We start from the raw sequence: 18,253 nt of genomic DNA on the forward strand, positions 1-18,253 counted from the left end.
CCTGCGGCCCCCGATGGTGAACCGCATCGGTCCCTCCCACCGCGGCACCGCACACGACGACGGCCCGCCGGCTTCCCGGGAGACCGGGGAACCGGCGGGCCGAATGCGGTCCGGAGGCCGGCTCAGGAGACGGCGACCCAGGCCGGCTCGTCCTCCGCGTTGAGCCACGTGTCGACGACGACTGCGCCGTCCTTGACCTGGTCCTCCGGCACGATCATCCCCATCTCCCAGGAACCAGTGTCCCCGTCGGAGAGCGACTCCACGTCGAGGGAGTCGTGGGGAGTGATGGTCGTGCCCAGGTCCTCGTAGACGTCGCCGCCGCTCGTCGCGTACTGCACGGTCACCGCGCTGAACACCTCGGCGCTGCTGTCGCCGTGATAGGTCAGCTCGAGCGGGATGAGGATGTAGGTCTCGCCGTCGGAGGGCTCGGTGTTGAACTGGTTCGCCTCCATGACGGCGTCGGTCGCGTCCCAATCGACCTCGCCGACCGTCACGTCATAGGTTCCGCCCTCGCCGTCCTCGAGCGTGAACGTCGCGCCCACGGCGTAGGGGTCGTCCTTGGTGCCGGCGCCCGCGGCGGCCTCCTCGGTCGCCCCCTCCGAGGTGGCATCATCCGCCGGCTGCTCGGACGTCTCCTGGTCCGTCGGCTGCTCCGAGGTCTCTGCGTCCGTCGGCTGCTCGGACGTCTCGTCCCCCGCCGGCTCGGACTGCGTGGTCTCCCCGCCGTCGGTCCCCCCACCCCCGCTCCGGATGAAGAGGAAGATACCGCCGCCGAGGATGACGAGCAGGAGCGCGAGCAGCGCGCAGCCGGCACAGATCAGGAGCGGGACCTTCCCGGGGCCCGTCTTCTCCGGCCCCTGCGGCGGGAATCCGCCTCCGGCGCCCCCGAACGAGGGCGCGGGCGAGGCGTCCTGGCCGAAAGCACCCGGCTGGCCGTAGCCACTGGCCTGGCCCTGGCCGTAGCCCCCGAACTGACCCTGGCCGTAGCCGCCGTTCGGGGAGGGCTGGCCGTGGGAATCATCGGGCGGGGGCTGGCCCCATCCGTTCTGCGGTGGTTGCGACATGGTCTTCACCGGCGCCGCACGCGCGGCGCCGTCCCCTCTCTTGCGGCACGACTGCGTAAGGTCGGGCTCCACCGGCCCGATCGCGACATCGTACGTCCTGAGGCGACAGGCCCGGCCGGCGGTCAGGGCACGGGCATCGCCGAGGAGCGGTGACGTCCCTGACTTCCGACCATCGCTCTCACCGCTGCGCGGTGAACAGCTCCCCGTGGAAAGTGCGCCCGGCCGCCTTCTCGGCGGCGCCGGAGGCGTCGAGGTAGGGGGTGATGCCGCCGCGGTGGCGGGGGAAGCCGGCCCCGAGGATCAGCGCCAGGTCGATCTGCTCGGGGCGCTCGACGACACCGTCGTCCAGCATGATCGCGATCTCCTCGGCGAGGCCGTCGCGGACCCGCTCGAGCAGCGCGTCGCCCACGAGGGCCTGCGCCGCGGAGCCGGAGGCGGCGTCGGTCGCGAAGGTCTCGGCGACGGTCGGGGAGACCGGCGGATGGACGGCACTCTTGCTGTGCTCGGTGAAGCGTGCCCCCTTCTCCACCATGGCGTGCAGGCCCGGGGAAGCGTGGAAGCGGTCGCCGAGCTCCCCGCGGAGCACCGCGCCGACATGGTCGGCGACCCCCAGGCCCACCAGGTCGAGCAGGGCGAAGGGCCGCATCGGCAGCCCGAGGGCATCCAGGGAGGCGTCCACCTCGGCGGGGTCCGCACCGGCGTCGACGGAGGCGAGCACCGCACCCAGGACGCGGAACAGCAGACGGTTGACGACGAAGCCGGGGGCATCGGCGCTGCGCACGGCGAACTTGCGCAGGCGGCGCGCGACCTCGAGCCCGGTGGCCAGCGTGGCCCCGTCGGTCGCCTCGGTGTGGACCACCTCGACCAGCAGCATCTTGGCGACGGGGTTGAAGAAGTGCAGGCCGACGACGCGCTCGGGATGGGCGAGCCCCTCGGACATCCGTGTCACCGACAGCGAGGACGTGTTCGTGACCAGCAGCGCCTCGGGATCCAGCACGCTCTCGAGCTCGGCGAACACGGACTTCTTGATGTCGAGGACCTCGGGGACAGCCTCCAGCACGAGGTCGCAGCCGGCGAGCTCCTGCAGGTCGGTGGTGGCCGACAGGGCCCCGGCGACCTGCGTGGCGGTGTCCTCGTCGAGATGACCGCGGGCGGCGGCCTGGGCGATCACGTCGCGCGCCGAGGTCAGGCCCTTGGCGGCGATCGACTCGTCGAGGTCCCGCATCACCACGGGCACCTGGAGTCCCAGTGCCAGCTGCGCGGCGATCTGGGAGGCCATGAGGCCGGCTCCGGCCACACCGACGCGGCGGATCTCGCGGGCCCCGTCGACCGGAGCCCGCCCGGGCTTGCCATGGCGCAGCAGCTCGGCGGAGTACAGGGAGGCCGCGGCGGCGTCGGAGCGGACCAGCTCGGCGAGCGCATCGGCCTCACGGGAGAGGGCCTCGGGCAGGGTGGATCCGGGCAGCTTCTGCAGCAGCGTGAGGGCGCGACCGACGGCGGGCGCTCCCTGCCCCTCGAGGCGGGCGGCCCAGGTGCGGCGGGTCTCGGCGCTGCCGTGCGCGGCGTCGAGCGCGTCGAGCAGAGCCTCGGCCTCGGGGGTGTCGACACCGGGCAGCGGCGCCGTGCGGTCGCCCCAGGCGCCGGGGACGGCGGTCACGTCGGCCGCGGCCTCGGCGACCGCCGGGTCGACCACGTCGGTATCGGCCTCGTCGACGTCGATGTGCGCGGCGACCAGCGCGGCGAACTCGTCGAGGGCCTCGTCGAGGTCGGCCGCGATCTCGTCGACGAGCCCGGCCTCGAGGGCCTGCTCGGCGTTCAGCTGCTTGTCGCGCGCGGGGTCCTCGAGGATCATCCGCACGGCGGTCTCGGGGCCGACGACGGACTGCAGCAGCGTGGTGCCGCCCCAGCCGGGCAGGATGCCCAGACTGGTCTCCGGCACCCCGAGGCCCTTGACGTTCTCGACCACGGTGCGCACGTCGGCCATGAGCGCGACCTCGAGCCCGCCGCCGAGGGCGACGCCGTTGAGGTGCGCGAGCACTGGCACAGGGTTGGCGCGCACACGGACCTGCAGGTCGTGCACGGCTCTGGTCATGTCCTCGACGTTCGCGACCACTGTGGGGTCGGAGAACATCGACAGGTCGGCGCCGGCGAGGAACACTCGGCCGGTCCCGGTCAGGGCGATCGCCTGGATCTCGCCGGCCTCGGCGCGGTCGAGCGCGGCAGCGAGGGCGCCGGTGACGGCCTCGAGGGAGCGGGGGCCGAGGGTCGCGGGACGCTTCTCCTCACCCTCCGGCGGGGCGAAGGTCAGCACGGCCACCGTGCCCAGTCCGGGATGCTCGCGATCCTCCGTGAGGACTCGGGTGACGTGCTCGGTGTAGCTGCTCATCAGTGACCTTTCGCGATCTCGTCGTCGAGGGGAGGCGGTTCCCCGCACGGTTGTCTGATACCGCGGGTTTCAGGTAGATCATGCCTCAGGGCGGCCGCCGCTGTCCACCGCGACCGAGGGGCCGTCGGTCTCAGGCGAGCTCGACCCAGGCGCCCTCGTCCAGCCCGTGCATCAGGTCCGGGAGGACGACGATGTGCCCACCGGCCCGGGTGTCCTCGGGGATCTGGAACACGAAGGAGTCCCGGAAGCTCTCGCCGTCCGCGACCTCGGCGGGCAGGTCGGCGTCCGTCTCCGTGACGACATAGGTCCGGAAGTGCTCACCGCCGTCGGGGTCGACGTACTGCACCCCTATCCAGTCCAGGGGCGAGAGCGCGCCCTCTCCGTGGTAGGTCGCCTCCGCGGTGACCCTGATGTACTTCGCGCCCGACGGCGGCGCCGGGTTGAACTCGTTGGCCGCGGCGACGTCCTCGGTCGCGTCCCAGTCGGTCTCGGCGAGGGCGATCTCGGCCTCGCCGGGGAATTTGTCGGGCGAGGCGTGGGGGATGGTGACGCCGAGAGAGACCGCCGCGTCGCGCCCGACAGGTGCCGTCTCGAGGGTCTCGCCCTGGGTGGGGCCGGTGGCGGTGGGCTCGGTCGCCTCGCCGGCGGTGACCGCCCGCACGCCGAAGAAGCCTCCGATGCCGAGGACCAGCCCGAGGACCACGGAGGCGCAGCCGACCGTGAGGTAGAACGGCGAGCGCGAGGTCCGCTGGGCCTGGGTGCGGGGTGGGGCTCCTGCGCTGAGCGGCTCGGTGGGTGGCATCTGGTTCATGATGGGCCGTGGCGCGCAGCGCCGGGCTCCCCCTTCTCGGCGTGGCAGGCATCGGCCGCGCAGGCCCGCGACCGACCTCACGTTAGCGCACGTGGTGCCCCGCCCCGCGGAGGGATCCGGTCAGTGCACGGCGTAGTAGAGCGGCTCGCCGCTGTAGGTCTCCACGCCGAGCCGGAAGCCCTCCAGGTCCGTCTCGGGCACCACGAAGACGCTACGGAACTCGGCGCTCTCGCCGCTGCCCAGAGGCGGGACGTCGCGCATCGGATCGGGGACCAGCCCCTGGGAGATGTCCTGGTAGTACGCGCGATCCGACTCGCCGGTCAGCCACAGCTCCTCGGCCGGGGCGAGCTGGCCGGAGCCCTCGTACCGGACCTCGTAGGTGACGGTGAGCAGTCGGTACCCCTCTTCGACGACGTCGGCGCCGTCGGCGCCGGGCAGGGTCGCGTCCCTGTCGACCTCGAGGCCTCTCACGCTGAGCCTGCCGTCGGTCCAGGCACGCCAGCTGAAGGTGTGCTCGCCGATCCGAGCCGGATCCTCGTAGCGCCCGGTCCCGTCACTCAGCTCCGTGCCGGCGGCGTCGGTGACCACGCCCGGCCCGCGCTGGGGATCCGCCGCGTCCGAAGGAGCTGACGAGGACGGCCCGGCCGACGTGGACGGCGGACCGGCGCTCGGGACGGGGTCCTCCTCGGTCAGGCGCAGCACACCCCCGACCACCAGGCCGACCGTGCCGACCAGCGCGAGAACCTGCAGGGCGACGAGCGCGACGATGGACCAGGCAGGGAGCCCGCGAGAGGGTGGCTCGGGATCGTCCTCGTCGGGATACTCGAAGCGGGGCGCCCCGAATCCGGCGCCGTCGGGTGCCGCGGGCGCCGTCGTCCCTCCTCCGTCGGACCACGGGGCGCCGTCGGACCAGGGGCCCGCGTCGGACCAGGGGCCACCGTCGGAAGGAGGCAGGGCGAGGGGCTCCGGCTCCGAGGGGGCGGGGGGTCCCGCCCAGTCGTAGTCGGGCAACCTCCCCCGCTGCTGCGCCATGCCTCGAGCATACGGCGCACTCGACCGCGGGACACCCCTTGCCACATACAACCATTCGGTTGTAGGTTTCGGGTATGCATCAGATCGACGACGACCGGGCCGACGCCTGGTTCCACGCTCTCTCGGACCGGACCCGCCGCGACATCCTGCGGCGGGTGCTGACGGGAGAACAGTCGGTCTCGTCCCTGGCCAGGAACTACTCCATGAGCCTGACCGCAGTGCAGAAGCACGTCGCGGTGCTCGAAGGGGCCGGCCTGATCACGAAGCGTCGTCGCGGCCGGGAGAGCCTGGCTTGCGGCGACGCCGACGCCCTGCGTTCCGTCTCCGATCTCCTCACCGAGCTGGAAGCCGAGCGGCGCGAGCACATCGCCCGCATCGACGAGCTCCTGGCCGCCGAGGCCGACCCGGCCCCGGCTCCCCCGCCCCACCGGAAGGACTGACCATGCCCGTCACCGACATCAGCCACGATATCGAGGCGCTCACCCTCACCATCACCGCGGAGTTCGCCGCCCCCGTGCAGCGTATCTGGGACATCTATGCGGATCCGCGCCAGCTCGAGAAGGTCTGGGGGCCGAAGGAGTACCCGGCCACGGTCGTGGACCACGACCTCACCCCGGGCGGCCACGTCACCTACTACATGACCAGCCCCGAGGGGGAGCGTCACTACGGCTACTGGAAGGTGCTCTCGGTCGAGGAGCCCTCCTCGTTCTCCTACGAGGACGGCTTCGCCCACGAGGACTTCACCCCGAACACCGAGCTGCCCATATCGACCTGCGTGAGCACCCTCCGTGCGACGGACGGCGGGACACAGGCGGTCTACGTGACCTCGTACAAGAGCCGCGAGGAGCTGCAGACCGTGCTCGACATGGGCGTCGAGGAGGGCTCGCGCTCGGCGATCGATCAGATCGACGACCTGGTCGCCTGAACCGCGCTCGCCACACCGCCGCTCAGCGCCCTCTGTCACGTGACAGGGGGCGCCGAGCGGTTCTACGGTGGGCGGAGCACACCCAGGAGGCGAGCATGCACGCATCGGACCCGGCCTCAGGCCGCGCCGCACGAGCGACCACCCGCATCCCGCTGTCGACGCATCTGGTGGCGGGCGCGCTGGCCACTCTCGGAGCGCTCGCGATGCTCGCCGTGCTCCCTCTGCCCGGCGGCCTGGGCGCCGGCGCACTGTTGATCGCCGCGGCCACGCTGCTCACCACCTGGGCGGACCGTCGCCACGGCCGCGCAGGCGCCTCGGCCTTCTCCGTCGACCTGCCGTCGGCGCTGCTGCTGCTGCTCACGATCGCCCTGTGGCTGGCGATCCTGCTCTTCCCGCACGACGCACTGCTCGCCCTGCGCACGCTGACAGGGCTCACTGTGGGCGCCGCCTTCTTCCTGTCCATACGCTGGGAGGACCGGATCCTCACCCGTCGCACGGTGCAGGAGCGCCCCGCGCCGGCGAGCGCCTGAGGTCGCGCCAGGTGCCACCGCCGCCCACCGCGAGTCGGCGCGCACAGCCTGCGCACCGACGGGTACGTCACGCCGGATGACGCGACTCTTCATCGACACCGGCCCTGCGGAGTACCGTGCCGTCGACGCCCGTCGCCCCCGTCGATCGGGACCCCGTGATCCAGGAGCACGCATGGACCTGCACAACGCCTCCCCCGCCGAGCCGTTGCACGTGAGCGCCCGCGACGCGGACTCGTCGACCGATGGCGGGCCCACGCCCGGGACGGCGGCCGCCGACGCCGTGCTGGACAACCCCGCCTGGTCCTCGCTGACCGGCCGCCACGGCCACCTCGCGATCGGGAACGAGCTGGTCCGGCGCTTCCCGGACGACGTCTCCCCCTTCGTGGGGGTCAAGGACTGGGACCACCCGGAGGTGTGGGACGCGATCCTCGACGTCTTCGGTCACGAGGCGACCGTGAGCGTCTCCCACGCGGATCCGCTGCTGCCCGACGGCTGGGCCCCGGTGTTCTCCATCCCCGGCGTGCAGCTCGTCCAGACCGAGCACCTCGAGACCCGGCCCGACGAGGAGGCGATCGAGCTCGGCGAGGCCGACGCCACCGACATGCTCGAGCTGGTCGAGCGGACCCGGCCCGGCCCGTTCCTGCCGCGCACCCATGAGCTCGGCCGTTACGTGGGGATCCGCCGCGCCGGACGGCTGATCGCGATGGCCGGCGAGCGCCTGCACCCCGAGGGCTGGACCGAGATCAGCGCCGTCGCGGTCGACGAGGAGCATCGCCGCCAGGGACTCGCCTCGCGCCTCGTGCTCGACGTCGCCTTCGGCATCCAGCAGCGTGGCGAGAAGGCGCTCCTGCACGCCTCGGCCACCAACACCTCGGCCATCGCCGGGTACGAGAAGCTCGGATTCGCTCTGCGGCGCCGCCTGATGTTCGGAGCCGTACGCACGCCCTGAGCTGTCGACCCGTTACGGTCATCGCATGGATGACGAGGCGACTCTGCTGGCACAGCTCGAGGACATCGACCGCAGCGACGACGGACTGGGGGCCTGGGTGGCGGAGCGGATCCACCGGCTCGAGGCCGACGACCGCCGCTCGGCCGATACCCACCTGGTCACGGTCGATCTGCCGGCCGACTGGGACATCCAGCTGTACCTCAAGGACGAGTCCAGCCATGCCTCCGGCAGCCTGAAGCATCGTCTCGCCCGGTCCTTGTTCCTGTTCGCCCTGGTCAACGGGTGGCTGAGGCCGGGAATGCCGGTGATCGAGGCGTCCTCGGGGTCGACCGCCGTCAGCGAGGCGCATGTGGCGCGCATGCTCGAGGTCCCCTTCATCGCGGTGATCCCGCGCGGCACCAGCTCCCGCAAGATCTCGCTCATCGAATCGGCCGGAGGTCGGTGCCACGTCGTTGACCGCGCCGAGCTCATGAGTCGGGAGGCCCAGCGCCTGGCCGATGAACTCGGTGGGCTCTTCCTCGACCAGTTCACCCACGCCGAGCGGGCCACGGACTGGCGCGGCAACAACTCCATCGCCGTCAGCGCCTTCGGTCAGCTGGAGCTCGAGCCGCATCCGGTGCCGCGCTGGATCGTCGTCGGTGCCGGCACCGGCGGCACCAGCGCCACCTTCGGCCGTTACCTGCGTTATCGCCGTCTGTCCACCGGGCTGTGCGTCGCCGATGTCGAGAACTCCGCCTTCTTCGAGGGATGGGTGCACGAAGACCCCTCCCGCACCACCGCGGCCGGCTCCCGCATCGAGGGCATCGGCCGTCCGCAGATGGAGCCGAGCTTCGTGCCCGGGGCGGTCGACCGCATGATCCGGGTGCCCGATGCGGCCTCGGTCGCGGCGGCCCGGTACCTCTCCGAGCGTCTCGGCCGACGGGTCGGGGCCTCCACGGGCACGAACCTGGTGGCGGTCGCGCACCTGGTCACACAGATGCGCGAGCGCGGCGAGAGCGGTTCGGTGCTCACACTGCTGTGCGATGCCGGCGACCGGTACACCGACACCTACTTCGACGACGACTGGGTCGCGGCCCAGGGCTGGGACCTGGGCCCGTGGCGGGCCGTGCTCGAGCGGAAGCTGCCGATCGGGAACCACTGAGTCGCACGGTCAGCTCCGCACGTCGGGCCTCTCCAGCGCCCAGGCCCCCTCGAGGTCGCCGCGCACTCGCACGAGATCCCCGGCGCCCGGGTAGAGCCGCACGGTGCACGGTGGCGCTCCGTCCGGGAGGAGTTCGAGCAGGCTTCCGTCCAGGAACACGGTGGCCGGGCCGTCGTCGGCCGCGAGCACTTCGGTGGCCGTGCCGTCCGCCGCGTGGATCTCCACCTGGACCCTGCCGCGCGTGCGCACCTCGACCCGCGCCGGGGTTCGCAGGTCGAGGACGTTCCCGGCCGGGAGCTCGAGCAGCTCCTTGCGCAGCGCCGTGAGTTCCGCCGGGACCCGCGACAGCAGGGTGCCGCCGTCGAGCCGGAGTTCCCGCGGGAACGTCAGCGCGCCGGCCCAGCCCTGCACGTCGGTCTGCTCCTGGCTGCGCTCGAGGCCCTCCCAGGACCAGCCCCACAGCAGCACCCGGTCGCGGTCGAGGACGGCCTGCGGCGCGTAGAAGTCCGGGCCGAGGTCGACGCGGCCTCCGCCCGTCGGGACGAAGCGGGGGATGCCTCCGTCATCGAGGGCGAGGTCGCCGACGAGGTGATTCACCTGGACCGTGGAGCGTCCGCTCCGCTCGGGATGGCGCCACAGCGACAGCAGCAGCACCCAGCGTCCGTCCACGGGCACGAGCTGCGGGCATTCCCAGAGGTCGGCCGGCGCGTGCTCGGCGGCCACGGGGTCATCGCCGCGCAGCAGCTCGCCGACATACTCCCAGCGCTCGAGGTCGTCGCAGGTGTACAGCAGCAAGACGGGGACGAATCCGCCGGCCTCCCGGATCCCGGCGCCCTGGATCCCCCAGCGTCTGCCGCCGTGCTCGAGGACGAAGGGGTCGCGCACGCCGATCAGCCCGGGGATCTCCGGGATGTCGGCCGCGACGGTGCCCGGCGCGATCAGCTCGGTCCCGGCCGGATCCAGACGCGCGACGAGGACCCGGGCGAGCTGGTTCTCCACCCCGTCGACCCCGGAGTAGACGAGGGTGGGAACCCCGGCGGTGTACGCGGCGGTGTCAGCGGCGGCGTCGAGCAGGCCGACGCCGCTCCAGCAGCCGTCCTGATCCGCTTCCCCGGGGCGAGGGCTCGGTCCCATCGGTTCCTCGCGCCAGGTCACCAGGTCCGGGGAGGACATGTGCCCCCAGCAGATGTGCTCGTGGCGGGCCGAGCGGGGGTTGTGCTGGAAGAACACATGCCACCGGCCGTCGGCGGTGCGGAGGATCCCGTTGGGGTCGTTGAGCCAGCCGCGCGGGTGGACGCGGTGCAGGGCGGGGAAGCAGGGGTCGAGGGTCTCGGCCATGGATGGTCGCTCCTGGTCAGTTGGTCCTGGCGACTCGTCGCAGGCGTGCGGGGACAGTGCGTCGGTGAGGCCTAGGCCCGCGAGTCCGCGTCATCACCCGTTACCGGGGACCAGCATCGTTCGATCGAGAATTATTCCTCGGGCCGAGCCGCGTGCAGGAGGCTCATCCCATCGTTGGGGCTGGCGGGATCTCGCCAGCCCCAACGGCCGTCTGCTACTAGATGTAGTGACCGGAGAGGTTGATCGACCCGTACTTAGTCAGCGCGGAAGGTGCGCCGGTAGTTCGTGGGAGTCACGTCGATCTCTCGACGCAGGTGACGCCGTAGCGTGCTTGCTGTTCCCAAGCCGGTGCGCTGCGCAATGACGTCCATTGGCAGGCTGCTGTTTTCCAGTAGGCGTCGGGCAGCAAGAACCCGCTGGTGCAGGATCCATTGCAGAGGGGTCTGTCCCGTCTCAGCAACGAAGCGCCGCGCGAGCTGCCGTTCGGACAAGTGCGCATGGCGCGCCAGATCGGCGACGCTGAGCCTCTGCTCGAGGTGGTCCACGATCCAGTCGGTGAGCTCGGCGAAACCGTGTGTCGTGGGAGCTGCCGCTGGCTCGATGTATTGGGCCTGGCCGCCTGCTCGGTGGGGCGGTACCACCATGCGGCGGGCAATACGGGCGGCGACCCGCTCCCCAAGGTCCCTGCGCACCAGGTGCAGGCATAGGTCGATTCCGGCGGCCACGCCGGCACTGGTGGCGACCTGTCCGTGGTCCACGTAGAGCACATCGGGCTGCACCGTGATTTCGGGGTACAACCGCTGCAACTCCCCGGCGTCCTGCCAGTGCGTGGTGGCGGTCAGCCCGTCAAGGAGCCCGGTTGCAGCGAGGGCAAAGGCGCCAGTGCACACCGACGCGACTCTCGTGCCGCGCTGGTAGGCGTTGCGGAGCACCCTCAGCGTGTCGCCATGAGGACGGTGATGGGGCCGGTAGCCAGGGATGATGACCGTGCGGGCGTGGGCCAACGCATCCAGGTCATGGACGGCGCCGATGCTGAATCCGCTGGAGGTCATGACGTCATCACCGTCGGGCGCCGCCACCGCGAAGGTGTACTCCTCTTCGGCGGGATGCCCGAAGACCTGGGCAACCGTCGACAGGTCGAAGGCGACCACTCCGGGCAGGGCGAGGGCGACGACGTGGTGTGGCACGCACCGATCATGGCAGGAATTGCGCGCACTACGTCATTCCTGCCGCTCGCACTGGGCAAGGCGCCCCGGCAGGGTTGATGCCATGAGCAAGCGCATCGTGATCGACCTGTTCGACGGTACGGAGGAACTCGACGCCGTCGGCCCGTGGGAAGTGCTGTCGTACTGGACTCAGACGTATCCGGCCGATGGTTGGCGGGTGGACCTGGCCACGGATGACGGCCAGCCCCGCCGCTGCGCCAAGGGACTCCAGGTGGTTCCCACCGCAGCCAAGGCAGCGGTGCCGCGCCCGGACCTCATCGTGGAGCCGGGAGGACGCGGCACCAGGGCACGCCTTGCGGACACTGACCACCTGCGGTGGCTGTGCGACGCCGCCGAGAGCGGTGCCCTGGTGAGCAGTGTCTGCACCGGGGCCCTGATACTTGCCGCCGCAGGGCTCCTGCACGCACGCCCGGCTACCACGTACCACGCAAGGTTCGACGAGCTACTCGCCCTCGACCCGACCATCACGCCATGCCCCGACCAGCGCTGGGTCGACGATGGGCAGATCGTCACCGCGGCCGGCGTCTCGGCGGGCATCGACATGGCCCTCCACCTCGTCGGTCGACTCGCCGGCCCCGGCCGCGCCCGACAGGTACAGGACGGCATCGAGTACCACCCGGCGCCGCCCACATGGTCAACGCCCACACACCACTGACACATCCCCTTCCCAGAGCAAGGAGCCATCACATGACCGAAACCCGTAAACCCACCCCGCCGTTCACCGCCGAAACCGCCGCCCTCAAGGTGCAGGCCGCCGAGGACGCGTGGAACACACGCGACCCCGAGAAGGTCGCGCAGGCCTACAGCGTCGACACCGTCTGGCGAAACCGTGACCAGACGATCACCGGCCGCGACCAGGTGATCGCCTTCCTCACCGACAAGTGGGATCGGGAACTCGGCTACCAACTCCGCAAGAACCTGTGGGCGTTCACCGACGACCAGATCGCCGTGCGATTCCAGTACGAATGGCACGACCATGACGGCCAGTGGTGGCGCTCCTACGGCAACGAACTGTGGCGCTTCGACGCGCACGGCTACATGACCCATCGCGAAGCCAGCATCAACGACCGTCCCATCAGCCAGGAGGAGCGACGCGTCACCCCAGGCCAGGGCGAGCTTCCCACCTGGTAACACCCCACCATCCCGCGACCGGATGCCCCTGTCTGTCGAGATGACGCGCGGTGCATGCCCCGGGGCTGGACCATCCGCGTAACAGCACCAACCAGCTGGCCGGCGACCGTAAGGTCGCCGGCCGCTTTCGCATCCGAAAGGCTCTACGTGTCCCACCCCAACGCCGCTCTCACGCCCCGGCACCGCCTGATCGTCGGCCGTCTCGTGGTCGACGATGGCTTCCCGATCAGCGAGGTCGCCGCCCGCTTCCAGGTCTCCTGGCCCACCGTGAAGCGCTGGGCCGACCGCTACCGCACCGGCCAGTCCATGCAGGACCGCTCCTCACGGCCCCGCCGGTCGCCGAACAAGACCAGCCACGCAACTGCGAAGCGCTGCATCCGGCTTCGCCTCCGACTGCGCGAAGGCCCGGTCCAGCTCGCCTGCCGGCTCGGGATCGCACCGTCCACGGTCCACCGGATCCTGGTCGACGCCCGGCTGAACCGGCTCTCCCACGTCGACCGCGCCACCGGGGAGCCCGTCCGCCGCTACGAGCACGACCACCCCGGCGCGATGCTCCACGTCGACGTGAAGAAGCTCGGCAACATCCCCGACGGTGGAGGCTGGCGCTACGTCGGCCGACAACAAGGCCACCGCAACCGAGTCGCCACACCCGACAAGCCCCGCAACAAGTGGCGGGATCCGCTCATGGGCAAGGCCTACGTCCACACCGTGATCGACGACCACTCCCGCGTCGCCTACGCCGAGATCCACGACGACGAAACCGCCCTCACCGCCACCGCCGTCCTCGTCAGGGCCGTCGAGTGGTTCAACGCCCGCGGGGTCACCGTCGAGCGGGTCCTGTCCGACAACGGCGGCGCCTACCGGTCACACCTGTGGCGAGACACCTGCGCAGAACTCGGCATCAGGCACAAGCGCACGAGGCCGTATCGGCCACAGACCAACGGCAAGATCGAGCGCTTCCACCGAACCCTGGCTGACGGCTGGGCCTATGCCCGCTGCTACACGTCCGAGACGGAACGACGCAGTGAGCTCGACAGCTGGCTGCACTACTACAACCACCACCGCCCGCACACGGCCTGCGGCAACCAGCCGCCGTTCTCACGATTGACCAACGTCCCCGATCAGTACAACTAGAAGCCCATTCCTCCCATGCCGGCTTCCACGTTGGTGGGCGGCGTGGAGTCCTCTGGACTGTTAGCGATCACGGCTTCGGTCGTGAGGAAGAGTGCAGCGATCGAGACCGCGTTCTCTAGTGCCGCCCGGGTGACTTTGACGGGGTCGATGATGCCCGCAGCGACGAGGTCCTTGTACTCGCCTGTCGCGGCGTCGAGCCCTTCGCCGATTGGAAGGTTGCGCACGATGTTGACTACCACTCCTCCTTCCAGGCCGGCATTGGCGGCGATCTGTCGGAGTGGGGCATCGAGTGCGACGAGAACTATTGCTGCGCCTGTCTTTTCGTCGGGGTCGTCCAGGTTGATCTGTTCGACCGCGTCTCTCATGCCGGCTTGGACCAGTGCGACGCCGCCACCGGCGACAACGCCCTCGTCCACAGCGGCCTTGGCGTTGCGCACGGCATCCTCGATGCGGTGCTTGCGCTCCTTGAGCTCGACCTCGGTCGCCGCGCCGGCCTTGATGACGGCCACGCCGCCGGCCAGCTTCGCGAGACGCTCCTGGAGCTTCTCGCGATCGTAATCCGAGTCGGAGTTCTCGATCTCGGCACGGATCTGCGACACGCGACCGGCGATGCGCTCGGCGTCACCGGTGCCCTCGACGATGGTGGTCTCGTCCTTGGTCACGACGATCTTGCGCGCCTGGCCGAGGTGCTCGAGACCGGCGGTCTCCAGCTTCAGGCCGACCTCCTCAGCGATGACCTGGCCACCGGTGAGGATCGCCATGTCCTCCAGCATCGCCTTGCGGCGGTCGCCGAAGCCGGGTGCCTTGACGGCCACGGACTTGAAGGAACCCTTGAGCTTGTTGACGACGAGGACCGCGAGGGCCTCGCCGTCGACGTCCTCGGCGAGGATCGCCAGCGGCTTGCCGGCCTGGATGACCTTCTCCAGCAGCGGCAGCAGGTCCTTGACGGAGGAGACCTTGGAGGACAGCAGGAGGATGTAGGGGTCCTCCAGCACGGTCTCCTGGCGCTCGGCGTCGGTGACGAAGTAGGGCGAGATGTAGCCCTTGTCGAACCGCATGCCCTCGGTGAGCTCCAGCTCGAGGCCCATGGTGTTGGACTCCTCGACCGTGATCACGCCTTCCTTGCCGACCTTGTCCAGCGCCTCGGCGATGAGCTCGCCGATCCCACGATCACCTGCCGAGATCGACGCAGACGCGGCGATCTGTTCGCGGCTCTCGATGGGCTGCGCGGTCGCGGTCAGTCTGCGACTGACCGCGACAGCGGCCTTTTCGATACCCTTCTTGAGCGCCATCGGATTCGACCCCGCAACGACGTTGCGCAGCCCCTCTCGCACCAGTGCTTGAGCGAGCACTGTCGCCGTGGTGGTGCCGTCGCCAGCGATGTCGTCCGTCTTCTTGGCGACTTCCTTGACGAGTTCCGCGCCGATCCGCTCGTAAGGATCCTCGAGCTCGATCTCCTTGGCGATCGACACGCCATCGTTGGTGATGGTGGGGGCGCCCCAGGACTTCTCGAGCACGACATTGCGACCCTTGGGGCCGAGCGTGACCTTGACGGCGTCGGCGAGCTGATTCATACCTCGCTCCATACCGCGCCGTGCTTCCTCATCGAACGCAATGAGCTTTGCCATGACTACAGACCCTTTCCTTCCAGCGGATGTGACCGGACGGGGTGCCCGCGACGGACGACCAGCCTGATGCGGCCGCTCTCACCCCATCCGGTCTGGCACTCGCAGACGACGAGTGCCAGAGTCCTACTGTGTAGGACTAAGTTGCCTGTGCGCAAGTCATAGACCTACCGTGTAGGACTATGAGTCCGAAAAAGGCAGCCACCGGCCCCTCGGTGCCTGGGGCAGTGTGGCTGCGCCAGCGCCCGCCACGACGAGGTCAGCACGGCCTCACCCGCGAACGCATCGCTGCCGAAGTCGTGTCCCAACTCGACCACGGTGGCCCCGCTGGACTGAATTTGCGCTCCATTGCGGCCGCGCTCGATGTGCACCCCACGACCCTCTACTGGCATGTGTCGGCTCGCGACGATCTTCTCGACTTCGCCGTCGACGCAGTGTTTGCCGAGCTGCCGCTACCGACGCGGCCCGCTGACGACTGGATAGAGGACGTCCGTGCATTCATGCATAACCTTCGCGCAGCCCTGCTTGCCCATCCCTGGTCAGGAGCGCTGGCCAGCAGCCGGCCACTCCTGGGGCCCGAAGCTCTGGCGCGCTCAGAGTTCGTCTATGCCGCGCTGGCGCGAGCAGGGTTCACCGGAGACGAACTCACGGCGTCAGCCGCAGCTGTCTCAAACCTAGTGATCGGCTCAGTCGCCGCCGAAACATCATGGCAACACGGCGATGAGTCGCCGGCTCGGCGAGCCGTTCACGAGCACCTCCGCGCCAACGCGGAGACCTATCCCGCGATGGCAGAACTCTCAACCGAGTCGGGCCACTGGGGGGCGCAGTTCTCCTACAGCGCAGACCTGCTTCTCGCTGGCCTTGCCCAGAAAGCGCCCATTAACGTCACCTCGCACGGAGCCACCACCCAAGCACCACAGATCATGTGACACCTACGCGTGCACTTGGCCGACGCCACTGCACAGCCGCTAGCACTGATCTCCATCGGTCTTTGGTGGACATCGATAGCCCAGGCAGAGAAGGATAGGGGGATGTCGCCCTCTCTGACTGAGACTGACCTCGACCCAGCTCACGCTCGCGAGAAAGCATGAACGCCACACCTACAGTCGTCGTCACCGGTGCCAGCGGCGGCGTCGCGGAGGAATAGTCAAGACCTGTGGATCGGTGTTCTGCTATCTGACCGAGAAGTTGCTGATCCGGCGCTATGAGCGCCGGTCACTCGGGCCGGAACTGCTCGCCGAGGATCGCGCGGGCCGGGAGATGGGCCCTGAGGGCGAAGCCACGACCTACGAGATTCGGGAACCGTTGGATACCGGGCGATTCACCGCGCGCACGGACCTGGCCGACGCGCTGGTCCATCTCGCTGCGGAGCAGACCGACGGGAGTCTCCACGGTCGGGGTGTTCACCACGTCAGGGTCCCCACACCTGCGCGATGTTCTGCTGCGAGAAGCGTTCGGGCGCTCGAGATGAAGACCCGTAAAGTGCTCGACCTGCACCTCCACGGGTTCACCGTCCCGGACGGTCGCGACAGACGCCGGCCTCGACATCAAGGCAGCAGGTCCCTCGTCGGACTGGGGCGCTCTGTGCAGGGCAGTCAGCAATTCTCGCCTCGGGAGCCGTCTCGAGGGGCAAGTGCTGCATCGTCGTCGCTGCTTCGCACGAAGAGCTGGTCGGCGTTTCCTTCCTGCATCGCCCGCGCGTAGGCGTCGACCTTGAGTTCGATCAGGTCCAGCGCTTTGTGAAGCGTGGCCATCTCAGCACGGACGGTGACCTCGTGTCGCTGGAGGATCTCCAGGCGCTGGGGCTCGTTCCCGGGCCCGTTGCGGACCAGCTCCGCGTACTTCGCGATGTCCGGGATCGGCATTCCCGAAGCGCGCAGTCGCTGGCAGACGCTGATCCATTCGATGTCGTCCGCGGTGAAGATGCGCCGCCCGCTCGCGCTGCGAGGCGCGCGTGGGAGCAGACCCTCGCGCTCGTAGAATCGCAAAGTGTCCACGCTGAGCCCGGTCCGTTCGCTCACGTCACCGATCGACAAGTCCTCTAGCACGACCACAGGCTACGCGCCGCCTTGACCTGGAGTCGACTCCAGGTCATAGCGTCGCCGGCATGATCGATACACAGCAGACACAGCAAGCGTCGTCCCCTCTTCTCGGCCGTCGGGTCTTGGTGACCGGAGCGTCATCGGGCATCGGATGGGCCACGGCCCGGGTGCTCGCATCCCATGGCGCCCAGGTCGCGCTCCTGGCCCGCCGCGCGGAGCGCCTGACCGAGCTCGCGCAGGAGATCGACAGCGCCGGAGGACACGCTCTCGCGCTGCCCGCCGACGTCACGGAGTTCGGCCAGGTCCAGACGGCCGTCGACCGTGCCACGGCTGAGTTCGGTGGCGTCGACGTCCTGGTCAACAGTGCCGGGATCATGCTTCCGGGGCTGATCGCCGAGGCCGACCCGGCTGACTGGGACCGAATGGTGTCCGTGAACCTCATGGGGTCCATGTATGCGGCGCGCGCGGTTCTTCCCGGTATGCAGGAGCGCGGTCAAGGGCACATCATCAACGTCTCCTCGAACTCGGGACGGGTCCATCAACCCTCCTTCGCCGCCTATGCGGCGACCAAGCACGCCCTGGGGGCCTTCACCACGATCCTCCGCAAAGAGGTCTACCCCTCACGCCTGCGGGTGACACTGCTCGAGCCCGGCGCGACCGAGTCCGAACTCTCCCAGCACGCCGACCAAGAGGTCCTGGGGGATCTCCTGGCAGGCATGGGCGATGGAAACGGGATGCGGCTGATGACAACCGACGACGTCGCGAACGCCATACTGTGGTCACTGACCGCCCCGCCCCATGTGAACGTCGGCGAGATCCTCTACACCCCGGTCGATCAGCGCGACTGGTGAACTCTGGCCCTGGCCACCGCCGGCTTGCGGTAACCGGGCATCGTGGCTGGGTAGCTGGCGACCAGACG

Annotated in this window: 19 protein-coding genes; 10 read left to right on the plus strand and 9 right to left on the minus strand. The window is 69.8% G+C overall.

Annotated elements, in window-relative coordinates; translation table 11 throughout:
- Positions 1–122 precede the first annotated feature (122 nt).
- From JOF43_RS02115 to JOF43_RS02130, 4 genes are all read right to left on the minus strand, one after another.
- Positions 123–1,064 carry a hypothetical protein gene (locus JOF43_RS02115; RefSeq protein WP_209898426.1) on the minus strand — a complete coding sequence of 314 codons (942 nt, stop codon included), beginning with the start codon at positions 1,062–1,064 and terminating at the stop codon, positions 123–125.
- Positions 1,065–1,242: 178 nt separating this feature from the next.
- Complete coding sequence (locus tag JOF43_RS02120) at positions 1,243–3,450, minus strand: 3-hydroxyacyl-CoA dehydrogenase NAD-binding domain-containing protein (RefSeq protein ID WP_209898428.1); 2,208 nt, start codon at positions 3,448–3,450, stop codon at positions 1,243–1,245.
- 130 nt (positions 3,451–3,580) lie between these two features.
- Positions 3,581–4,252, minus strand: a complete 672-nt coding sequence (locus JOF43_RS02125; RefSeq protein ID WP_209898432.1) for a hypothetical protein — start codon at positions 4,250–4,252, stop codon at positions 3,581–3,583.
- A 129-nt stretch (positions 4,253–4,381) separates the two neighbouring features.
- Positions 4,382–5,293, minus strand: coding sequence for a hypothetical protein (locus JOF43_RS02130; protein ID WP_209898435.1), 912 nt, complete (start codon positions 5,291–5,293; stop codon positions 4,382–4,384).
- 74 nt (positions 5,294–5,367) lie between these two features.
- Between JOF43_RS02130 and JOF43_RS02135 the strand changes: the two genes are divergently transcribed.
- From JOF43_RS02135 to JOF43_RS02155, 5 genes are all read left to right on the plus strand, one after another.
- The gene (locus tag JOF43_RS02135; protein WP_209898438.1) at positions 5,368–5,733 is read left to right on the plus strand and encodes an ArsR/SmtB family transcription factor; all 366 of its coding nucleotides are present in this window, start codon (positions 5,368–5,370) and stop codon (positions 5,731–5,733) included.
- 2 nt (positions 5,734–5,735) lie between these two features.
- Positions 5,736–6,218, plus strand: coding sequence for an SRPBCC family protein (locus tag JOF43_RS02140; protein ID WP_209898441.1), 483 nt, complete (start codon positions 5,736–5,738; stop codon positions 6,216–6,218).
- Between the two features lie 95 nt (positions 6,219–6,313).
- Positions 6,314–6,748, plus strand: a complete 435-nt coding sequence (locus JOF43_RS02145; protein ID WP_209898443.1) for a hypothetical protein — start codon at positions 6,314–6,316, stop codon at positions 6,746–6,748.
- A 172-nt stretch (positions 6,749–6,920) separates the two neighbouring features.
- The gene (locus JOF43_RS02150) at positions 6,921–7,697 is read left to right on the plus strand and encodes a GNAT family N-acetyltransferase (protein ID WP_209898446.1); all 777 of its coding nucleotides are present in this window, start codon (positions 6,921–6,923) and stop codon (positions 7,695–7,697) included.
- A gap of 25 nt (positions 7,698–7,722) precedes the next feature.
- Entirely contained in the window at positions 7,723–8,838 is a 1,116-nt protein-coding gene (locus JOF43_RS02155) for a PLP-dependent cysteine synthase family protein (protein ID WP_209898449.1), read from the plus strand.
- Between the two features lie 9 nt (positions 8,839–8,847).
- On the opposite strand, the gene JOF43_RS02160 is transcribed toward JOF43_RS02155, so the two are convergent.
- Both JOF43_RS02160 and JOF43_RS23110 read right to left on the minus strand, forming a co-directional pair.
- The gene (locus JOF43_RS02160) at positions 8,848–10,176 is read right to left on the minus strand and encodes a glycoside hydrolase family 32 protein (protein ID WP_209898452.1); all 1,329 of its coding nucleotides are present in this window, start codon (positions 10,174–10,176) and stop codon (positions 8,848–8,850) included.
- A gap of 254 nt (positions 10,177–10,430) precedes the next feature.
- Positions 10,431–11,363: a GlxA family transcriptional regulator gene (locus JOF43_RS23110; protein WP_209898456.1), complete on the minus strand. Its 933-nt coding sequence runs from the start codon at positions 11,361–11,363 to the stop codon at positions 10,431–10,433.
- A gap of 82 nt (positions 11,364–11,445) precedes the next feature.
- On the opposite strand from JOF43_RS23110, the gene JOF43_RS02170 reads away from it, so the two are divergent.
- From JOF43_RS02170 to JOF43_RS02180, 3 genes are all read left to right on the plus strand, one after another.
- Complete coding sequence (locus tag JOF43_RS02170; protein ID WP_209898460.1) at positions 11,446–12,057, plus strand: DJ-1/PfpI family protein; 612 nt, start codon at positions 11,446–11,448, stop codon at positions 12,055–12,057.
- Between the two features lie 32 nt (positions 12,058–12,089).
- A complete protein-coding gene (locus JOF43_RS02175; protein WP_142093233.1) occupies positions 12,090–12,533 on the plus strand; it encodes a nuclear transport factor 2 family protein in 444 nt (147 codons plus the stop codon).
- A gap of 147 nt (positions 12,534–12,680) precedes the next feature.
- On the plus strand, positions 12,681–13,667 hold the full coding sequence (locus JOF43_RS02180; RefSeq protein WP_209898463.1) for an IS481 family transposase: 987 nt from the start codon (positions 12,681–12,683) through the stop codon (positions 13,665–13,667).
- On the opposite strand, the gene groL is transcribed toward JOF43_RS02180, so the two are convergent.
- Positions 13,664–15,295, minus strand: coding sequence for a chaperonin GroEL (gene groL / locus JOF43_RS02185; protein WP_209898467.1), 1,632 nt, complete (start codon positions 15,293–15,295; stop codon positions 13,664–13,666). The genes JOF43_RS02180 and groL overlap by 4 nt on opposite strands.
- Before the next feature lie 179 nt (positions 15,296–15,474).
- Here groL and JOF43_RS02190 point away from each other — a divergent pair, with 179 nt between their 5' ends.
- The gene (locus JOF43_RS02190) at positions 15,475–16,221 is read left to right on the plus strand and encodes a TetR/AcrR family transcriptional regulator (RefSeq protein ID WP_209898470.1); all 747 of its coding nucleotides are present in this window, start codon (positions 15,475–15,477) and stop codon (positions 16,219–16,221) included.
- Positions 16,222–16,507: 286 nt separating this feature from the next.
- Here JOF43_RS02190 and JOF43_RS02195 read toward each other — a convergent pair whose 3' ends face one another.
- Complete coding sequence (locus tag JOF43_RS02195; protein ID WP_209898473.1) at positions 16,508–16,699, minus strand: hypothetical protein; 192 nt, start codon at positions 16,697–16,699, stop codon at positions 16,508–16,510.
- 188 nt (positions 16,700–16,887) lie between these two features.
- A complete protein-coding gene (locus JOF43_RS02200; RefSeq protein ID WP_342592062.1) occupies positions 16,888–17,346 on the minus strand; it encodes a MerR family transcriptional regulator in 459 nt (152 codons plus the stop codon).
- Between the two features lie 53 nt (positions 17,347–17,399).
- Here JOF43_RS02200 and JOF43_RS02205 point away from each other — a divergent pair, with 53 nt between their 5' ends.
- The gene (locus tag JOF43_RS02205; protein WP_209898479.1) at positions 17,400–18,185 is read left to right on the plus strand and encodes an SDR family oxidoreductase; all 786 of its coding nucleotides are present in this window, start codon (positions 17,400–17,402) and stop codon (positions 18,183–18,185) included.
- Positions 18,186–18,253 lie beyond the last annotated feature (68 nt).

The sequence above is a fragment of the Brachybacterium sacelli genome (assembly GCF_017876545.1).
In the GTDB taxonomy this organism is placed as follows: domain Bacteria; phylum Actinomycetota; class Actinomycetes; order Actinomycetales; family Dermabacteraceae; genus Brachybacterium; species Brachybacterium sacelli.